We start from the raw sequence: 17,289 nt of genomic DNA, 5'->3' as shown, positions 1-17,289 counted from the left end.
CGTACCCCGGCCACACGTGCCCGCGGACCGGTGCCACCATCGCCTTGGACCAGCTGACGTGGATCTCGGGACCTTGGCCTCTGCCTTACGGGTGGGTTCCCAGTGGAGCATCGAAATGACAGTGCCATCGATGTCCCCACGGCCGACATGCGGACGCCGTGCCCTCACGGCGCCGCGAACACCCGGAGTCCGCGATGAACGACACCACCACCCAGGCGGCGCCCACCAGCTATCAGGTCACCGCCTCCACCACCTCGGCCGGCCGGTCCCGGGTCACCGCCGGGCGCGAGACGATCACACTCGACACGGCCTGGGCGAGCGCACCGTCCGGGCTCCCAGGACCCGCCGAACTGCTCGCCGCGGCGCTCGCCGCCTGCCTGCTCAAGAACGTCGAACGGTGCGGCCAGATCCTGCCCTTCCGGTACCGGCATGCCGAGGCCGTGGTGACCGCCCACCGCCAGGACTCCCCACCGACCTTCACCCGCTTCACCTACGAACTGCGGCTGGACACCGACGAACCCGAACACCGGGTCGCTCTGCTGCACCGTAACCTGCGCCGCCACGGCACCGTCTACAACACCCTCGCCGCCACCTGCGAGGTGCAGGGCGGCATTGTCACGAGCCCACCGGCCGCGACGCCATGATGCGCGGGCCGGAACGGCCAGCCTGGACGCGCTGCTCGGCGACGTTCGCGCTGAGTGAGAGACCCATCGGGTTGCCGTCCCGCCCTTGGCAGCGGTAAGGCTGCCGCCCGTCCAAGCTCAGCAGACCAGCCGCCACCTTAGCTGCGCTGCCACTTATGATTGCGCGATGTCGCTCGCAGTGCGCTGGACTCGACTTCTGATGGTGGTATCGGCAACCGGCTTCACAGGCGCGGCCTTCGCAATCCGCGCTGCGATGGACGGGCCCATCGAACAGTACTCAGGCGCCGCCTTGTCCGCGGCCATCGTCTACACGATAGTGATCTTCATATGGCCGCTGATCTCCCCACTGCCCGCCGGCAGTGCCGCGATCGCATACTGCTGGTTCATCGAGTTTGCACAGCTCACCCCCATACCCGCGGCACTCTCCCAACGCAGCTGGTTCGCGCGCCAACTGCTGGGCGCCCGGTTCGACCTCATTGATGTTGCCTGGTACCCCGTCGGCGTCATCCCATTGGTCGCCGCACATTGGTTCCTCCGGGCCCGCACACGTTCCCGAACAGACCCGACACCCACCCTCACATCATGATCCTGGAACAGCCGTGCTCGCCCTGCACCGTCCGTGAAGTAGAAGCTTGGGCAACGGCAGCGATGAGCGTGGGAACTGGTCGGGAGGCGCAACCGCCTCTACTCCGGCCGAAGTAGCCGGGGACCCGAGGAAGCAACTGGGCGGCGGCGCGGTCGGGGAAGACGCCGACCACGTCGATGAACGGGTCTAAACTGACGTCGTGGACGACGGCTTGACGGTTGAACCGGTGCGGTTTCTGACCGAGGAACTGCAGAGCCAGGACGCGATGACTGGTTCGTATTTCGTGATCGGCTACGACGACCCAGAGCGTCGCGAACAGTGGCTCGCGGCCGTGGACCAGATCGCTGAGATTATCGGATGTCCGATCGACGTCATCGACAGCGGATTCTTCGAAGACGGTTTCGGCCACCTGAAGATCAGACGATCCGATGTTGGCCGCGGCTTCACTCAAGACCCGTCCCGCCATATACCGCAGACGGTGATCGACGCTTACGAAGCGGCGAATCGTCCGCCAGACCGGGACGGCCGACCCAAGATGTAAGGAGTTTCCGGTCGTCCCGCACGTGATCCCCGGGTCTGGGCGCCGACCAAGGCGACCTATGGGTCGGCGCCGCCCTCCGCAACCTTTTGCGGCCGCTCGCGCACCTCGGCAAGCAGTGGAGGGCTTCACCGTCGAAGCGGAGTTGAGCACGGTCGAGGGCGGGCGGCTCACCTTCGCCGTGCGCGCCTTCGACGACGCCGCCACCAGCTGCCGAGGCACGTTCAGGTGCCATGGGCGTCAGGACGGCGGCCCTCCGCTCGCCGGGGGTCTTCGGGGCTCGTTCTGCGGCCGGCGGGGTCGTCAGCCGGACTGTTCGGTGTAGTCGCGGGTGTACCAGCGCTCCGGACGCACCCGCGTCAGGACCATCGTCTCGGCGACGTCCTTCGTCGCCTCCAGATACTCGGCGCCGCCCTCGACGCCGAGGTAGCGCTCGGCCAGCGAGCGGCGGTCCTCTGGACGGGCCGGATCCTCGAACCCGACGACCGGTCCCTCCACCGAGGCGTACCGGTAGGGCAGCGCGGCCTCCTGGACCACCAGGCTCACCCGTCCCGCCGCCCGGATCAGGGCCATCTTGCGGCTGTCCCGGCCGGTGATGAAGGTGATCTCGCCGCCCGGCTCGTAGGTGTACCAGACGGGCAGCGCCAGCGGCGCCCGGCCCGCCTCGTCCGCGACGCTCAAGATGCCCACGTACGTGCCGGCGAGAAACGCCTCCCGCTCGGCCGCGCTCATCACCAGGCTCATCACGGCTCCTCTCCGCCGATCTCCCAGCATGCCCGACACCCGGCGGTCCCGGCGAGACCGGACGCTCGGCCCGGACGCCCTCCGCATCCGTCATGGCGGGCAAAGCGAACCAGGGAGACCCCGAGCTCCCGACTGCCGGACTGTAGTTGCCGGGCCCGTGCCGGCCTCACGGCGGACGGCGGCGGCGGCCGGTTACGCAGGAGATTTCGTGGAGACGTCCAGCAACCGGGTCGCCGCGTGGGCGAGAGGAATCGCTTCCTGTTCGATCCGGCGGAACGGGGTGGGGCCTGCGGTGGCGATGGTGTCGTAGGCGGTCGTCTCGGCTTCGGTGAGGTGCCTCAGGGTCGCCGGGGACGGCCTGATGGGACGGCCGGCCTTGTCGTGGTTCACCCCATGATCGGCGTAGCGGTGCAGGTCGGTGGCGTCCATCAGGATCGAGGTGACCGGTTTCGGTGGTGCGCCGTCCGGTGCGGGCTCGGCCAGCGCGGCGCGGAAGCCGTCGAGGATCGCGTATCCGTCCGCGTCGATGTCTCCCCAGTAGACGATGTGGTCCGCGGCGCGGATCCACGGCACGTTCGCGAGCAGGGCCGCGGCCGCCTTGCCGCCGCCCTCGACCACGATCGTGTCCCGCGCCGGTGGGAACCAGAGCCGGGAGTCGCGGTTCTCGACGACGAGGACGATCCGCGGCCGGTAGGCGATGTCGTGCATGTCGCCGGTCGTCCAGGCGTCATGTCTGCGGCGGCCCGACGCGGCGTGACCGGGGTCGACGTAGGTCAGGTGCAGCACGGCCGGACGGGGCCGGACCTCGTCCCGGACGTCGCGCCCGGCGACATCGCGCAGCAGCGCGCCATGGGTGTCGAGCCACTTGGTGTGCATCCCGGGGACCGGGAGCTGACGTGCGGTCCATGCGCCGGCGTCCGGGTTCCGATGCAGCCAGGCGACCGCGCTGAGCAGCACGTCGGCGTCGTCGGCTCCGAGTTGGCAGGCGGCCCGGAGGGTGGCCGGGGTGAGGACCGCGCCGGTGGACCGGAGCGACGACGCGAGCGCACGGGCGCGGGCGACGTCCACGGCCGGCGGCCCGGTACCGGAGACGAGGGCGACGGCGGCGTCCAGGTCCGCGACGAGTGTGGCGGGGTAGTCGTCCGTCACGCCTTGGACGGACACCGGCCTGCGGACGATCAGCACGCCCGTGGGGTGCCGGTCGGCGAACTCACGCCAGCGCATGTGCCACTCGTGCCACGCGGCGTACCCGATCCGCGCGACCGCGCCTCCGGTCGACACGCCGGGACGGAGCGGGACGGAGAACGTGACCGGGTCTCCGACGCCGATGTCGGCGCACACTGCCGCCGCCCATTTCCGGTGGACGTTGCGGCGAAGCGACTCGGCCGCGTCGGCCGGGTTGATCAGCCGGGGGGTCATGCGCCGGGAACCGCCACGATGGGTTTCGCCCATGACCGCCCCTCGGTGTTCTTGAGGATCAGGTACTCGGCGTCCACATGGGGTTCGATCGCGCTGTGCTTGTCGTTGGGGGCGCTGATGATGAGCTGGAAGCCCAGCCCGCGCCATGCGCCGATGGCCCGGCCGGTGAAGTGGGCGTCCGCCTTGATCAGCGCCTCGTCGAGGAAGACGGGGGCGTAGCGTGGCCGTTCGGCGCCCGCGTCGCCCAGCTGGTAGCGCAGCGCGGCGCCGACGATGAACGCGACCAGTTCCTGGGACTCGCCGCCCGACTTCTCCCCGATGTGGTCGTAGACCGCGACATGCTCGCCGGCGAGGTCGCACTTCTCCGCGCTGATCCGGACGTGGTTGCGCACGTCGATCAGGTCGGCGAAATCGGGGGCCGTGCGGCGGATGTGGTCGATCACCTTGGCCATCCGGTGGTAGGCGCGTTCCCGGTCGGCGTCCGCGACCGCCTTGTCGATGACGGCGCGGACGTCGCGCAGCTCCTTGCGGAACCGGGCGCGCACCGCGGAGTGGCTTTCCTGCGGGTCGATGCGCAGCCGGTGGTGGTCGTCGGCGAACGGCAGTTCCGCGAGGATGCGGTTGACCGGGTCGATCCGGTCGCGGATCTCCCGGACCGCGGCGGCGAGCTCGCTGTCCAGGCTGGTCAGGTCGTTGCCGGAGAGTTTGAGCAGGCTGTCGCGCCACTCGGTCTCCAGCTCGTGCAGGCCGCTGGTCTCCAGATCGGTGAGAAGGCGGTCGAAGTCGCGGTAGGAGGCGTCCGGGTCGGTGCCGAGGTTCGGGTTCGGCCAGCGCTCGACGAACGTCGAGAACGTCTCCTGCAGCGACTTCCGTGACCGGCCGATCTCATCCTCCGCCGACTTCCGGTCGTCGTGCATCCGTTCGACACCGCGCCGGTGCGCGGCGTCGAACTCCCCCAGCGCGGTCGCGGGGGCGGCGCCGTCCGGGGCGTCGTCGAACAGCCCCGCGAGGTACTCGCGGTGTTCCGGGCTCACCACGGTGCCGGTCGCCGCGGCGGTGTCGAGTGCCCGCTGGGCGCCGTCCACCTCGTCGACGATCGACTCCCAGTCCTCGCCGAGCCGCTCTGCCTGCTGCTTCTGCCCGCCGACGCGCTCGGTGAGCTTCCTGATCCGCTCCTTGAGGTCCTCCGACTCCTTCTGCAGCCGGTCGATCTCCGGGTTGCCCTTGCGGACGTCGGCGATGACCTCCGCCCAGCGGTCCCGTTCGTCGGTGACCGATTCGACGTCCACCTGGTCCCAGGACAGTTCGGTCACGGTCTGGTACGCGGTGCGTCTCTCCTCGAACGAGTTGAGGGCCTGCTCCGCCTCCGCCGCCTGTGCGACGGCGTCATCGTGACGTTCCTGGGCGCGGCGGATCCGGCCGTCGAGGTCGGCGAGCAGCCTGGTGTTGCTGAAACCCAGCAGGTTGGCCCGGCCGTGACCGCCGTGCGCCCCCCGGCCGCTCTGCGACGTCTGGCCGGTGATCGTGAGCGCCTTGGAGTACTGCCCCAGCAGCTTCGGCGTCTCGACGCAGACGAAGTCGAAACCGCGGACGAGTTCGCTCTTGAGCCAGGCGGTGAACGGCGACGGCCGGTAGTCGAGCCGGCCGGGGAGCGTCTTGTCGTTCAGCCCGATCTCGTCGCGCATGCCGGTGCGGACGCCCTCGAAGTGGATGCGCCGGGCGAGCTTCACCGCGTTGATCGCCTCGCGGAACGAGCTCAGCCGGCCGGCGTCGATCAGCATCCGGGTGGCGAACCCGCCGAGCGCCAGGTTGAACGCCTCCCGCCACGGTTCGAACTCCGTGCGCACCTCGATCAGCTCACCGACGAACGGCAGGTCGTCCGGGGTGAGCCCGGCCGCGTCGGCCAGCAGGTCGCGGGCGGCGTGCATGTCGGTGGGGATGTTGCCGCGGCGGGCCTTGACCGCCTTGTGCTCGGCGCGCAGTTCGGCCAGTTCACGTTCGGCGGCCTTGCGTTCCGACGTCGCCTCGGCGAACTCGTTCTGGGCGGTCTTCCTGGCATGGGAGTCGGCCAGCGCCCGGCGCGCCGTTTCGACCAGCGCGGCGAAGTCCCCACCGGACGACACGGTGGCGTCGATGGCGCCCAGGACGCGGTCCAGCCGCTCCCGTGCGCGTTCGACGTCGGCCAGCCGCCGCTCCACGTTGCGGATCTCCCGGAGCGCGTTCTCCAGGCGGTCGCCGCCGGACGCGCGCAGGGTGTCGAGGACCGCCTCCCGCTGGGACTCCGCCGACGTGATCAGCGCGGCCGTCTCCTGCGCCTCCTGCTCGGCGCGGCGGCGCCGTCCGGTCAGGTCCTTCTCGGCCGCACGCAGCAGGTCGAGCCGGCGTTCGTGCCGCCACAGCGCCGCGGGGGACGCCGGGTCGGTGAACGATCCGACGTCGTCGATCACCAGCAACCGCGCCACCGCGCGGTCGATGGCGTCCCGGTGGCCGCGGATCGGGGTCAGCGCCCGCACCTGCCGGCGGGCGGTGATCATCCGTTCCCGGGTTCCGGACAGCTCGTCGAACTGCTGCACCACCTCGTCCGCGGTGGCCAGGGTGGACGGCTCCTCCAGGACCATCGTCTTGTACAGCGCGTCGACGGTGGTGATCTGCTGCCCGGCCTGGATCCGGCCGAGCAGCCCGACCGCCTTGTGCCCGTCACCGGCGGCGCCGATGCCCAGAGCGGTGTGCAGCCGGGCGGTGAAGTCCCGGTCGGTGTCGAAGCAGGCCGGCCCGGTCGCGGTCACCGCGGCGCGGGAGAGCCTGCTGGCCGCGGCGGCGTCCAGCTCGCGCAGGTCGTAGGCGTCGTCGCAGGTGGCGCGGACCGGGACGACATCGTCGAGGGTGCGCGCGGACGACGGCACGTACCAGGCCCGGAGCGCGGTGAACATCGCACCGCCGTGGTCTGCCCACGTCACCGCGATCGCCGACCAGGTGTCGCGGCCGTCCCCGCGCAGCACCCGCAGCCTCGTCTCGCCGTCCGACCGTGACTCGTCGAGTTTCCCGCGCGCGTAGGAGAGGATGTTGCGCTGGTCCTTGCCCCGGGGCCGGCCGACCACCCCGCCGTTGGACGCCCCGTTGAACGGCGTGGTGTGCGGCATCAGCAGCGCGATGTAGGCGTCCATCAGCGTCGACTTGCCCGACCCGGAACCGCCGCTGAACAGGGTCGCACCGGGGGCGAGCCGGACGCGGTGGTACCCGTCGTAGCCGCCCCAGTTGACCAGCTGCAGATCCCGCGCCACCCACTGCTGCCCCCGCGAGGCCGCCGGGATCAACCCGAACAAGGTGTCGAGCATGCTCATGGCGCGGCCCCGTTCTGCTCCCGTAGCCACTCGTTCAGTTCGGTGAGCCTCTCGATGCTCAGCACGACCTCGACCAGCGGCGTGATGCGGTACCGTCCCGCGGACTCCTCCGCGAGCAGCCCCTCGGTGACCAGCCGCTGCACGGCGTTCTGGATCTCGCGCTGGCTGCGGGCGAGATTGTGGTCGTCCGGATCGAAGTAGGTCAGGACGGTCTGTTCCAGCTCCTCGATGTCGACCCGTGCGGACGTCTCACCCGCGCCGCGTTCCCGCTGGAAGACGGTCCGCAGGTGGACCAGGACCAGGGTCTCGGCCCGATTGTAGGGATCGTCCCTCAGCAGGATCGGGACCTCCGACTCCGCCGAGCGCACCTGCTGCTTGTAGGCGATGCCACGGTCGTGGTCGACCACGAGCCGGACGAACAGGTCGTGCAACCGCGACTCGATGATCTGCTGGTTCTCCAGCAGCGTGCGCCACTGGGCCGGGGTCTTCTCGGCCAGCAGGAACCTGCGTTGCAGCAGCCGCACCAGCACGCGCCGCACGTCCACGTCCAACGTGCCGGTGTCACCGGCGAACAGTTCGGCCGGGTCGTCCTCCATCGGGACCGGCTCGATGAAGCCGGCCGCCGCGCCGGCCGCCGGGCCGTCGTCCGCGCCGCCGGTTTCACTCATCGCCGTTCCCCGCCGGCTCGTCCGCGGGGCGGGCCGGTGCCGGGTTCACCGCCAGCACGCCGCCGAACGCGAGCCGCCGCCGGGTCCGGTCGGGCCGGACCGCGTCGACCACCGCGACCTCGGCCGTGTCGATCAGCCCGAGGTCATCGTGCGCGATCTCCAGCAGGCCGAGCAGATCCACCGGCCGCCGTATCCGCTCGGCCGCCGCGCGGAACGCCGCCGCGACATCGACCTCGCCGTCGTCGCCCGCGAACGCCGCCAGATGCGCGCGCAGTTCGGCGTACTGCGGACCGCCCCACGCCCGGGTGTCGGCGGACGGCACGTCCTCGGCCTCGTCCCATTCCCGCAGGGGCGTGGGCGGCCGGGGCGGACGCGGGTCGCTCGTGGTCTGCCGCAGATGCCCGACGTCGGCCACGGGCAGGCGGCGCAGCGGGGCGACGGCCGCGCTGCGGCGCGACGCGGGCACCCAGGTGTGGAATCCGGACATCACGTCGCGCAGCAACTCGTCCACCTGTCGGTCCCGCATCGGGTCGTGATTGCGGACCTGGGTGGTGATGACGTGCGACGCCTGCCGTTGCGCCGCCAGCACCTCCTTGACGCCCTGCTCGATCCGGCGTGCGATCTCGGCGAGTTCCCGGCGCTGCTGCTCCGGCATCAGGTCGGTGAACCGGTGCCGCAGCACGGTGCGCAGCAGACCCCACAGGTCGTCGATCTGCGCCGGGTCACCGACCAGGCGCAGCGCCCCGGCGAACGCGCGGCCCTCCGGTGTCGCGTCCATGATCTGCCGGCCGCGCTCCAGGTACTCGCGCAGCACCTCCCCGGTCGGCCGCACGTCCTGCCGCAGGTCGGCGACGACGTCCCGCTGCATGGCCTTGATCGACTCGGCGACGCGGGCGAAGTCGGCGGGCAGCTCCCGCGCCAGATGCAGCACGTTCTCCGCCGCCTCGAGCAGCTGGTCGTCACCGACGGTGTCGACGACGCCGTCCCGTTCGAGCCGCCCGAGCTCCCTCCGGCGCTGATCGATCTCCGTCTGGAGGCGCGCCATCCGGGCCATCACGTCCGGGTCGGCGTCCTGCGCGAGCCGCTCGACCGCCTCCAGCAGCGTCCGGACCCTGGACTCCGACACTCTGGTCCGCGCCCCGCCGACCCGGCCGGCCACCTCGAGCGCACCCACGCCGTGGGCGGACAGCCGGTACACCTCGACGTCATCGGAGACCTGCCGCACCAGCCAGCCGGCCTGCACCCACTGCCGGCACAGGTCACGGGCGTTCCCCGAAGGCAGTGGCTGGTCGCCCTCGCGGCCGTAGCCGGCGGCCCGCAACCGGTCGAGGGCGTCGGCGATCTCCGCATGGGCGTCCGCCACCGCCACCGTCGGCCGCTCCGGCGTGAACATCATCGCCAGCACCGTCACCACGAACGGCGCGTAGGTCCGGTGGAGCAGATCGAGCATCGGGTTCTGGAACGCCCGGAGCGCACCCTGATATGCGCCCTCCACTCCTCGTGTACCCATCGCCGACCAGGGTACGGCCTGCGGCCCCTTCTCTCAGCCGCAGTAATCGACCGCATCGGGATCGGCGGCTTCGCGGCCGCGTGCCCGGCGGCGTCGTTTTCCGGGTCGGTCATCGCGGGGCCCGTGTTCGTTCCGCCTCCGGCAGGACGGCCGACTCCAGCCAGTCCTCGATCCGGCGGGTGATGGCGGCGCCGTCGTAGGTGCGGGTGTCGACGTTGCCGGTGTGGATCTCGATGACGGGAATGCCGGCGCGGCGCAGGGCCTGGGTGGTGAAGTAGCCGCCGCGGGCGTCGTCCTCGATCAGATGGACGACCCCGTGGACGCCGTGCAGGCGGGCCTCCTTGACGTACCACTCGGATGACCACGGGGGTGTGTAGAGCTGGTCGGTGAAGGCGGCGAACCGGGCGGCCAGGGCGCGCAGCGGGTCGTCGCCGTACCGGATGTAGCCGTCGGCGGCGATGGCGAGGTACATCGACCAGACGAACACGGCGCCATGGCGTTCCTCGAAGGACCGGTAGAAGTCCATGTCGAACCACAGCCCGCGTCCGATCCACATCAGCCTGGCCCGCTCGTCCGGGCACACGGCGTGCCCGGACTCGACGCGCTCGCGCACCTCGTCGTGGAAGCGCCGCGCTGCGTCCCGGGCCCATTCGGTTCCGCGATGCCACTGCGGGATCATCACGCTGGGGATGCCGTCGGCCACCCGCAACGGTGTGGGACGGGCGCGGGCGACGAGGTCCCGGGTTCGGCGGTTCCACTCCTCCTGCTCGTTGATGAGCGCCATGACCTCACGGAACCTGGTCTCGCTGAAGGTGAGCCCGGTGGTGGTCTCCAGGAAGCGGATCAGGCCCTGCAGCTCGGCGGTCATCAGGTCCACCCGGGCGGTGCCGATGGCCTGCTCCCACTGGTAGGGCATCAGCTCCCACCAGGAGGGCGGCACCAGGTTCTCCGCCGCGATCTCCAGGGGGTAGTAGGTGATGCCGGGTTGCCGGTCCCAGACGTCGAACACCTTGCGGGAGGTGTCGCCGGTGGTCTCGCCGAGCACGATCGTGGGACGCGGCAGCCCGCCCCAGGGCGCCGATTCCGGGTCGTCGTCGAACAGGGAGGCCAGCGAGGTCGCGCTGTACTGCTCGGTGTCGTCGGGGTAGCCGTGTTCGCGCAGCAGGGCCAGGTAGCGGCCGGTCTGCTGCTTGGCCGCCACGATCGAGGCCCACCACTGGTTCACCACGTACGGGATGCCCATCGTGCGGAAGATCTCCTGGGGGGCGTCGGCGTTCACCAGGGCCAGCGGGCGCCCCTCCCCCGCCTCCGCGTGCAGCCGCCGGAACCACTCGCGCTGGTGGCGCGACGCCTCCAGCGCCGAAGCCGGCCGGTCACCGGTCACCGGTACTCCTCCATGGGGGACAGGTCGATCTCGCCGTAGGGCTGGTGGTCGATCAGGACGGCCGGGACGCCCGCCGCGTCCCGCTGGGCGGCGAAGTCCCACGCGGGCGCGTCGTCCTGGGCGCGCGCGTAGGAGACCAGCAGGTCGGCGCGGCAGCGGCGGACGGCCCGCGCCGTGTGCGCGGCACGGGCCCGGATCGAGGCGCGGGGGGCGGAGGGGCCGTTGTGCTGGTAGCGCTCGGCCAGCGCCTCCAGGGTCGGGACTCCGGCCGTACGCTCGAAGAGCAGGTCACCCCAATCGTGGTCCTCGCCCACGACGAGGAATCCGGACGACTCCAGCAGCCTGTGGACGTGCGGGGTGTCGTGCCCGCTGCCGGTCAGGAAGACCCGGGTGCCCCGATGTCCGGGGAGCGCGCCGGCCTCGGCGAGCAGCTGCTTGAGAAGCCCGGAGTACTCCTCGGCGGGCATGACGGTGCCCGCGCCCACGACGGCCAGCCATTCGGTGCCGGTCAGCCGCGCGGGCACGCGCCGCCGCAGCCCGGCGGCCTCGGCCAGCAGCCGCCGGTTCTCGTCGTGCGCGCCGATCGCCGCGGCGAGGGCCTCATCGGTGACCGGGCGTCCGGTCCACGACGACAGCCGGTCGCGGAACTCCCGCAGCCGCACCAGGTTGTAGGCGGTGGTGGTCCGGTGCGGCAGATGCAGGACGTCCGCCAGATGGACGGGCGGCAGCGCACGCTCGGGTTCGGTTCTGCGCAGCTCGCGCAGGGCGTAGAAGAGCCGCAGCGACGCCTCACGGTCACGCGAGACGACCAGGGCGTCGAGCCCGTCCCAGACCCCGGCGAGGATCCGGGTGAGCACGGAACGCGCGGACGGGTCCACCCCCCGGCCGAGGTAGCGGTCCCCGTCGTCCGTGCTCGCGCCCGGATCGCCGAAGAGCCGCACCGGCAGCGCACCGGCGGCCGTGATCAGCTCGACGGGGGTGTCCGCGCCCACGTACCCGACGGTCCAGGCCGAGCGCGCCGCGGCGAGCCGGTCGCCGTAGCGGGCGGTGAGGGCGTCCAGCGCGCTCATATGACCGCGTCCCCGGTCAGGTCCGCGATGCGGACGTCGTCATAGCCGAGCAGGTCCCGCAGGACGGTCAGGTTGTGCTCGCCGAGGTAGGGCGGCGGCTCGCGCAGCCCGGCGTCGGCGTCCGAGAAGCGGATCGGCAGGCCGGTCCCCGACAGCTCGACCGCGTCGGGGTAGCGGGGATGCCGGACGGGGACGACCTCCTCCCGCGCCCGCACCGTGGGGTCCCGCACGGCCTGGACGGGATCGCGCACCTCGGCGGCGGGCACACCGTGCCCGCTCAGCCGCTCCACGACCTCGGCCAGCGGACGCCGCCTGGCCCAGTCGGCGATGAGGCCGTGCAGCTCCCCCGCCCGGGCGACGCGGGAGTCCCGGTCCCCGAAGCGGCGCCGCCATTGCTCGTCCGGGACGCCCATGGCCGCGAACACGCCCTCGGCGAAGCGGTCGGTGGGGGCGCACAGCGCGACCCAGCCGTCCTCGGCCTCGAACACCCCGAACGGGGCGAGTCTCGGCACCGTCGCCCCGGTGCGCTGTTCCAGCCCCACCGCCTCGTAGACGTCGAACGGCTCGCAGGCCACCAGGGACGTGAGCGCCCCCAGCATGGACACGTCCACGTGCTGGCCCACGCCGGTGGCGTCGGCCTGGATGACGGCCGTCAGCGTGCCGATGACCGCGTACAGCGGAGCGAGCAGGTCGCCGATCGGCAGCCCGAACCGGACGGGGCCGTCGCCCTGGGCTCCCGCGGTCGTCATCACCCCGCTCAGCGCCTGGATGATCGCGTCCATCGCCTTGCCCGTCCCCGGCCCGCCGCCCTGGCCTCCGAAGCCGCTGATGGAGGTGTACACGAGCCGGGCGTTGAGCGCGTGCACGTCCTCGAAGCCGATGCCGAGGCGGCCGGTGACGCCGGGGCTGAAGTTCTCCACCAGGATGTCGGCGCGCCGCACCAGGTCGGCGAAGACGGGACGCGCCCCCGGATGCTTGAGGTCGAGTGTCACGCTCTCCTTGCCGCGCCCCCGCAGCAGATGGGAGACCGACAGGTCGTCGTCGTGCCGGCGGGCCAGGCTCAACCCGTCCCGGCCCAGGTAGGGCGCGTTGCCCCGGGAGGAGTCGCCGCCCGTCGCCGGATTCTCGATCTTGATCACCCGGGCGCCCAGGCCGGCCAGCAGCAGCGTCGCGTACGGGCCCGCCAGCGCGGTGGTCAGGTCGAGGACGACCCGTCCCGCGAGAGGGCGCCCGGCCGGTGAGCCGCCGGTCACCGGGCACCCCGTCCCGCGCACGGCCGGATCGGATTCCCTACCTGGCTCATGATCTCCCCCCGACGGCCTCGATGATCACTTCGTCGCCGCGCCGGACGAACTCCGTGCCGAATCCGGCGCGTTCGCTGATGTCGCGGATGTAGCCGGCCACCCGCTCGGCCCTCCCGGGATCACCGGTCTCACCGGCGGGGACCGGGCGTCCCCCGTCGTCGATCCAGCACGGGACGAACCCGGCCTCGGCCAGAGCCCCGTCCGGGCCGAACCGGCATACGGCGATCGCGGTGTTCCTGCTCTCGGGGTGGAACGGGTAGAACGGCATGGCCGGATCGGGAGCGAACCCGTAGAGCTCGACGCGGCGCCGGGCCCACGCCTGCCGTTCGGGACTGTCGGCGTTCCCGGGATCGAGGGCGCGGGTGACGGTGACGAAGTTGCCCAGCCCGTGGTAGATCGGACGCCCCCGGTAGACCTCGATGCCGCGCATGATGTGGGCGTGGTGGCCGAACACCGCATCGGCCCCCGCGTCGATCGCGGCCCTGGCGACCTGCCGTTCGTAGTGCTCCACCTTGGCCGGGGTGTGGCCCACTCCCTTGTGGAACGACACGCAGACGGCGTCGGCCCGCTCGCGCAAGGCGGCGATGTCGGCGGCCATGGCGTCCAGCCCGTCCGGATCGGCGAAGGTGTAGATCTTGGGAGGGCCGCCAGGACTGGCGTGGTCCAGTTCGTAATGGGTCAGGACGTGGACGTAGGCGCATCCCGGTTTCGCGGAGGTCGCCCATGACTCGCGGGGGCCCACGCAGTTGTAGCTGAGGAATCCGATGCGCAGGCCGTCCCTCTCGACGATGGCGGGTCTCCTCGCCTCCTCCAGGTTCGGGCCCGCGCCGACGGGCGTGAGCCCTGCCGCCTCGGCGTGGCGGACGGTGTCGAGGACGCCGTCGTCACCGCAGTCGAAGATGTGGTTGCCCGCGAGCGTCACCACCCCGAAACCCGCACCGGCCAGGGCCTTCAACGCCCGCGGATCGGCCGGTTCGGCCGGGACGTCGGTGCTCTGCCGGGTGGTGGTGTCGGTGTGCGGAACCTCGACGTGCCCGACCACGAACTGTGCCCGGGCCAGTGCCGGGCGAGCCGGTTCCAGGTACCAGGCGGGCTCGGGCTCGTCCAGGATCAGATCACCGACCGCCATCAGTGTCACCTGCGTCATCGGCGTCGCCTCCCTTCTCGGCGGACCGCGCGGGGCCCTGCTCGGGGTCCTGCTCGGGGTGCTGCTCGGAGATGCGCGAAAGGAAGGAGCGGAGCCGTTCCGAGCGCGGCCGGGCGAAGATCTCCTCCGGGGTGCCCTGCTCGACGATCCGGCCCGCGTCCATGAAGACGCACCGGTCGGCGACCTCGCGCGCGAACGCCATCTCGTGGGTGACGACGACCATCGTCATCCCGGCCTTGGCCAGCTCCTTGATCACCGCCAGGACCTCGTCGACGAGTTCGGGGTCCAGCGCGCTGGTCGGCTCGTCGAACAGCAGGATCCGGGGACGGGGGGCGAGCGCCCGGGAGATCGCGACCCTCTGCTGCTGGCCTCCGGACAGCTGCTGCGGATAGGACTGCGCCTTGTCGGCGAGCCCCACCCGCTCCAGCAGGTTCCGCGCGCGCCGCTCGGCCTCCTCCCGCGTCTGGCCGTGCACCCGCGTCGGGCCCTCGGTGATGTTGCGCAGGACGGTGAAGTGGGGGAACAGGTTGAACTGCTGGAACACCATGCCCATCCGGCGGCGCTGGACGGCCCGTTTGGACTCGGGCAGCGGGTGCAGGCGATCGCCGCGCCGCTTGTAGCCCAGCAGTTCTCCGTCCAGGTAGACCGACCCGCCGTCGATCGGCTCCAGCATGTCCACGCAGCGCACCAGCGTGGACTTGCCCGAGCCGGACGGCCCGATGACCACGACGACCTCGCCGTCCGCCACGTCCAGGTCGACGCCGGCCAGGGCCTGGTGCGACCCGAACACCTTGCGCACGTCGCGTATCCGCAGGACCGGCGGCGACGACGCGCCCGCCGGCGCCGCGGTGCCCGGTCCGCCTGTCGCGCTGGTCGCGCTCATCCGATCCCCCTCGCGAAGTACCGCTCCAGGTGCCGCTGACCCACCGACAGGACGGTGACCACGACCAGGTACCAGAAGCAGGCCACCAGCAGCAGCGGGATCACCTGGTAGGTGCGGCTGTAGATGGCCTGGACCGAATGCAGCAGATCCGACATCGCGATGACGCTGACCAGCGAACTGCCTTTGAGCACGGTGATGAACTGGCTGCCTGACGGCGGGATGATGAACCGCATGGCCTGCGGAAGGGTGATCCGCAGGAACGCCTGGGCCGAGGTGAAGCCGACCGACCGGGCCGCGTCCCGCTGGCCCGGCGGGACGCTGAGCAGCCCACCGCGGATGATCTCCGACATGTAGCCGGCCTCGTGCAGGGACAGGGCGACCATCGCGGCGGTGAGCGAGGTGATGACGTCGTTGGTCGGCCACTGCGCGAAGGTCGGCCCGAACGGGATCCCGATCGAGATCTCCGGCAGCAGGTAGGCGAGGTTGAACCAGAACAGCAGTTGCACCAGCGGCGGGACGCCTCGGAACAGGGTGATGTAGGCGGCCGAGATCCAGCGCGCCGGAGCGAAGCCGCTCAGCGCGGCGACGGCGAGGCACACCCCCAGCAGCGAGCCGGCGAGCATCGCGACCACGGCCAGCAGCACGGACATGGCCAGTCCGCGCAGCACCGAAGGCTTGAACAGGTGCTCGGCGACGACGCCCCATTCGAACGCGGGATTGCGCACCAGGAACACGGCCAGTTGCGCGGCGAGGACCGCGAACACCGCGCCCGCCACCCAGCGGCCCGGCCTGATCCGCGAGCGCGCGCGGGCCGCGTCGTCGTCCCCGGTGGGCGGTCCGGTGGGCCGGGGCGCCCCGGCGGGCCGCGCCAACGTGGCGGCGCCCGCTCTCAAGCCCTTGATCTTCGCCACGCTCATGCGCCGGAGGCGACGTTCATCTTGGGCTCGGGGACCATCACCTGCTCCATCCCCCACTTCTTCATGATCTTCTGGTACTCGCCGGTGCGGAACAGCTCGCGGAACGCGTCGAGGACCACCGGGCCGAGCTTGTCGCGCTTGGCGGCGAGCAGCGCGAGCTGGGCGGTGCCGGCCCCCTGCTCCTCCGTCTGGGTCACGATCCCGTAGGTGTTCTTCTCCTGGCGCATGGCGTAGAGAGCGGCGTTCTGCGTCATCCCGGCGGCGTCCGCGCGTCCGGCCTTGACGGCCAGCAGGGTGCTGTTGGTGTCGGCGAGTCCCACGGGGGTCAGCGCTCCCTTGCCGAGCTTGCGGCAGTGATCGTCCAGGCCCTTCATGTGGTTCTCGACGACGCTGCCCGCCACGATCGCCACGCGTTTGCCGCACAGGTCCGCGGCGCCCTTCACCGCCTGCCCCGAACCGGCCGGGATCAGGTAGGAGGTCCCGGTGGTCATCCAGACCACGGCGTCGAACTGCTTCTCCCGCTCGGCGGTGTCCTGGACCGGGCCGTTGAAGATGTCGTGGCGGCCCGCGAGCATCCCGCCGAGCGACGCGGCGAGGCCGCTGACGGCCACGATCTCGGTGCGGACGCCCAGCACCCGGCCCAGTGCCGCCTGCACGTCGAGGTCGAGCCCCGTCGTGATCTTCCCGTCGGCTCCGACGATGCGGTACGGCGGGTGCGGGTCGCCGGCGAACCGGATCACTCCGGACTTCTTCATCGAGTCGGGGAGCTTCTGGTGCAGGGCCGGGACCGCTCCGGCGGGGAGCTTCTCGGTGTCCGGCTCCGCCTCGGAACCGCATCCGCTCAGCGTCACCACGAGTGACGCGACCGCCGTCATCACCAGGGCGGACAGTGGACGGCCTGAGATTCTGGTCACAGCGGCCTCCCGGCACTGTTGCCTTCATATCTCATGTCGGGCGACATGAATTGTGACTATCTTCAACGGCCACCTGGGGCGCGTCAAGAGCTAAATTCGCCTGATCAAGAGAGATCGTCCATGGTCAGCCACAAGGTGCTGCCGCCGCCTCGGGCGTGAACTCTAACCAACAAGATCATTCCGATCGTCATGACAAGCGTCATGAATGATCGATCGCGAC

Annotated in this window: 15 protein-coding genes; 3 read left to right on the top strand and 12 right to left on the bottom strand. The window is 71.3% G+C overall.

What is annotated here, in order from left to right; genetic code table 11:
- Positions 1-194 precede the first annotated feature (194 nt).
- The 3 genes from ACGFIS_RS00900 (at position 195) to ACGFIS_RS00890 (ending at position 1,771) form a co-directional block, all read left to right on the top strand.
- Positions 195-644 (top strand): OsmC family protein, encoded by a 450-nt coding sequence (locus ACGFIS_RS00900; RefSeq protein WP_392907345.1) that lies wholly within the window; start codon positions 195-197, stop codon positions 642-644.
- Between the two features lie 166 nt (positions 645-810).
- Positions 811-1,230 (top strand): DUF2809 domain-containing protein, encoded by a 420-nt coding sequence (locus tag ACGFIS_RS00895; RefSeq protein WP_392907348.1) that lies wholly within the window; start codon positions 811-813, stop codon positions 1,228-1,230.
- Positions 1,231-1,429: 199 nt separating this feature from the next.
- Positions 1,430-1,771: a hypothetical protein gene (locus ACGFIS_RS00890; RefSeq protein WP_392968877.1), complete on the top strand. Its 342-nt coding sequence runs from the start codon at positions 1,430-1,432 to the stop codon at positions 1,769-1,771.
- Positions 1,772-2,071: 300 nt separating this feature from the next.
- Here ACGFIS_RS00890 and ACGFIS_RS00885 read toward each other — a convergent pair whose 3' ends face one another.
- The 12 genes from ACGFIS_RS00885 to ACGFIS_RS00830 all read right to left on the bottom strand — a co-directional run bounded on the left by ACGFIS_RS00885 (position 2,072) and on the right by ACGFIS_RS00830 (position 17,069).
- Positions 2,072-2,512: a pyridoxamine 5'-phosphate oxidase family protein gene (locus ACGFIS_RS00885; RefSeq protein WP_392907354.1), complete on the bottom strand. Its 441-nt coding sequence runs from the start codon at positions 2,510-2,512 to the stop codon at positions 2,072-2,074.
- A gap of 192 nt (positions 2,513-2,704) precedes the next feature.
- Complete coding sequence (locus ACGFIS_RS00880) at positions 2,705-3,931, bottom strand: Wadjet anti-phage system protein JetD domain-containing protein (RefSeq protein ID WP_392907357.1); 1,227 nt, start codon at positions 3,929-3,931, stop codon at positions 2,705-2,707.
- Positions 3,928-7,272: an ATP-binding protein gene (locus ACGFIS_RS00875; RefSeq protein ID WP_392968874.1), complete on the bottom strand. Its 3,345-nt coding sequence runs from the start codon at positions 7,270-7,272 to the stop codon at positions 3,928-3,930. Before ACGFIS_RS00875 ends, ACGFIS_RS00880 begins: the two co-directional genes overlap by 4 nt.
- Positions 7,269-7,940 (bottom strand): DUF4194 domain-containing protein, encoded by a 672-nt coding sequence (locus ACGFIS_RS00870; RefSeq protein WP_392907363.1) that lies wholly within the window; start codon positions 7,938-7,940, stop codon positions 7,269-7,271. Before ACGFIS_RS00870 ends, ACGFIS_RS00875 begins: the two co-directional genes overlap by 4 nt.
- A complete protein-coding gene (locus tag ACGFIS_RS00865) occupies positions 7,933-9,450 on the bottom strand; it encodes a DUF3375 domain-containing protein (RefSeq protein WP_392907366.1) in 1,518 nt (505 codons plus the stop codon). The genes ACGFIS_RS00870 and ACGFIS_RS00865 overlap by 8 nt, the downstream gene beginning before the upstream one ends.
- A gap of 109 nt (positions 9,451-9,559) precedes the next feature.
- Positions 9,560-10,834: a 2-hydroxyacyl-CoA dehydratase gene (locus ACGFIS_RS00860; protein WP_392968871.1), complete on the bottom strand. Its 1,275-nt coding sequence runs from the start codon at positions 10,832-10,834 to the stop codon at positions 9,560-9,562.
- On the bottom strand, positions 10,831-11,904 hold the full coding sequence (locus ACGFIS_RS00855) for a 2-hydroxyacyl-CoA dehydratase subunit D (protein ID WP_392907372.1): 1,074 nt from the start codon (positions 11,902-11,904) through the stop codon (positions 10,831-10,833). The genes ACGFIS_RS00860 and ACGFIS_RS00855 overlap by 4 nt, the downstream gene beginning before the upstream one ends.
- On the bottom strand, positions 11,901-13,157 hold the full coding sequence (locus ACGFIS_RS00850; RefSeq protein WP_392968868.1) for a CaiB/BaiF CoA transferase family protein: 1,257 nt from the start codon (positions 13,155-13,157) through the stop codon (positions 11,901-11,903). Before ACGFIS_RS00850 ends, ACGFIS_RS00855 begins: the two co-directional genes overlap by 4 nt.
- Positions 13,158-13,203: 46 nt before the next feature.
- The gene (locus tag ACGFIS_RS00845) at positions 13,204-14,355 is read right to left on the bottom strand and encodes a CapA family protein (protein WP_392907378.1); all 1,152 of its coding nucleotides are present in this window, start codon (positions 14,353-14,355) and stop codon (positions 13,204-13,206) included.
- Positions 14,324-15,238 carry an amino acid ABC transporter ATP-binding protein gene (locus ACGFIS_RS00840; RefSeq protein WP_392968865.1) on the bottom strand — a complete coding sequence of 305 codons (915 nt, stop codon included), beginning with the start codon at positions 15,236-15,238 and terminating at the stop codon, positions 14,324-14,326. Before ACGFIS_RS00840 ends, ACGFIS_RS00845 begins: the two co-directional genes overlap by 32 nt.
- Positions 15,235-16,155, bottom strand: a complete 921-nt coding sequence (locus tag ACGFIS_RS00835) for an amino acid ABC transporter permease (protein ID WP_392907384.1) — start codon at positions 16,153-16,155, stop codon at positions 15,235-15,237. The genes ACGFIS_RS00840 and ACGFIS_RS00835 overlap by 4 nt, the downstream gene beginning before the upstream one ends.
- Positions 16,152-17,069, bottom strand: a complete 918-nt coding sequence (locus ACGFIS_RS00830; RefSeq protein ID WP_392907387.1) for a transporter substrate-binding domain-containing protein — start codon at positions 17,067-17,069, stop codon at positions 16,152-16,154. The genes ACGFIS_RS00835 and ACGFIS_RS00830 overlap by 4 nt, the downstream gene beginning before the upstream one ends.
- Positions 17,070-17,289 lie beyond the last annotated feature (220 nt).

The sequence above is a fragment of the Spirillospora sp. NPDC048824 genome (genome assembly GCF_043198455.1).
Classification (GTDB): Bacteria; Actinomycetota; Actinomycetes; order Streptosporangiales; family Streptosporangiaceae; genus Spirillospora.
Note: the sequence above shows the minus strand (reverse complement) of the source record. Positions and strands in the feature narration are given on the sequence as shown.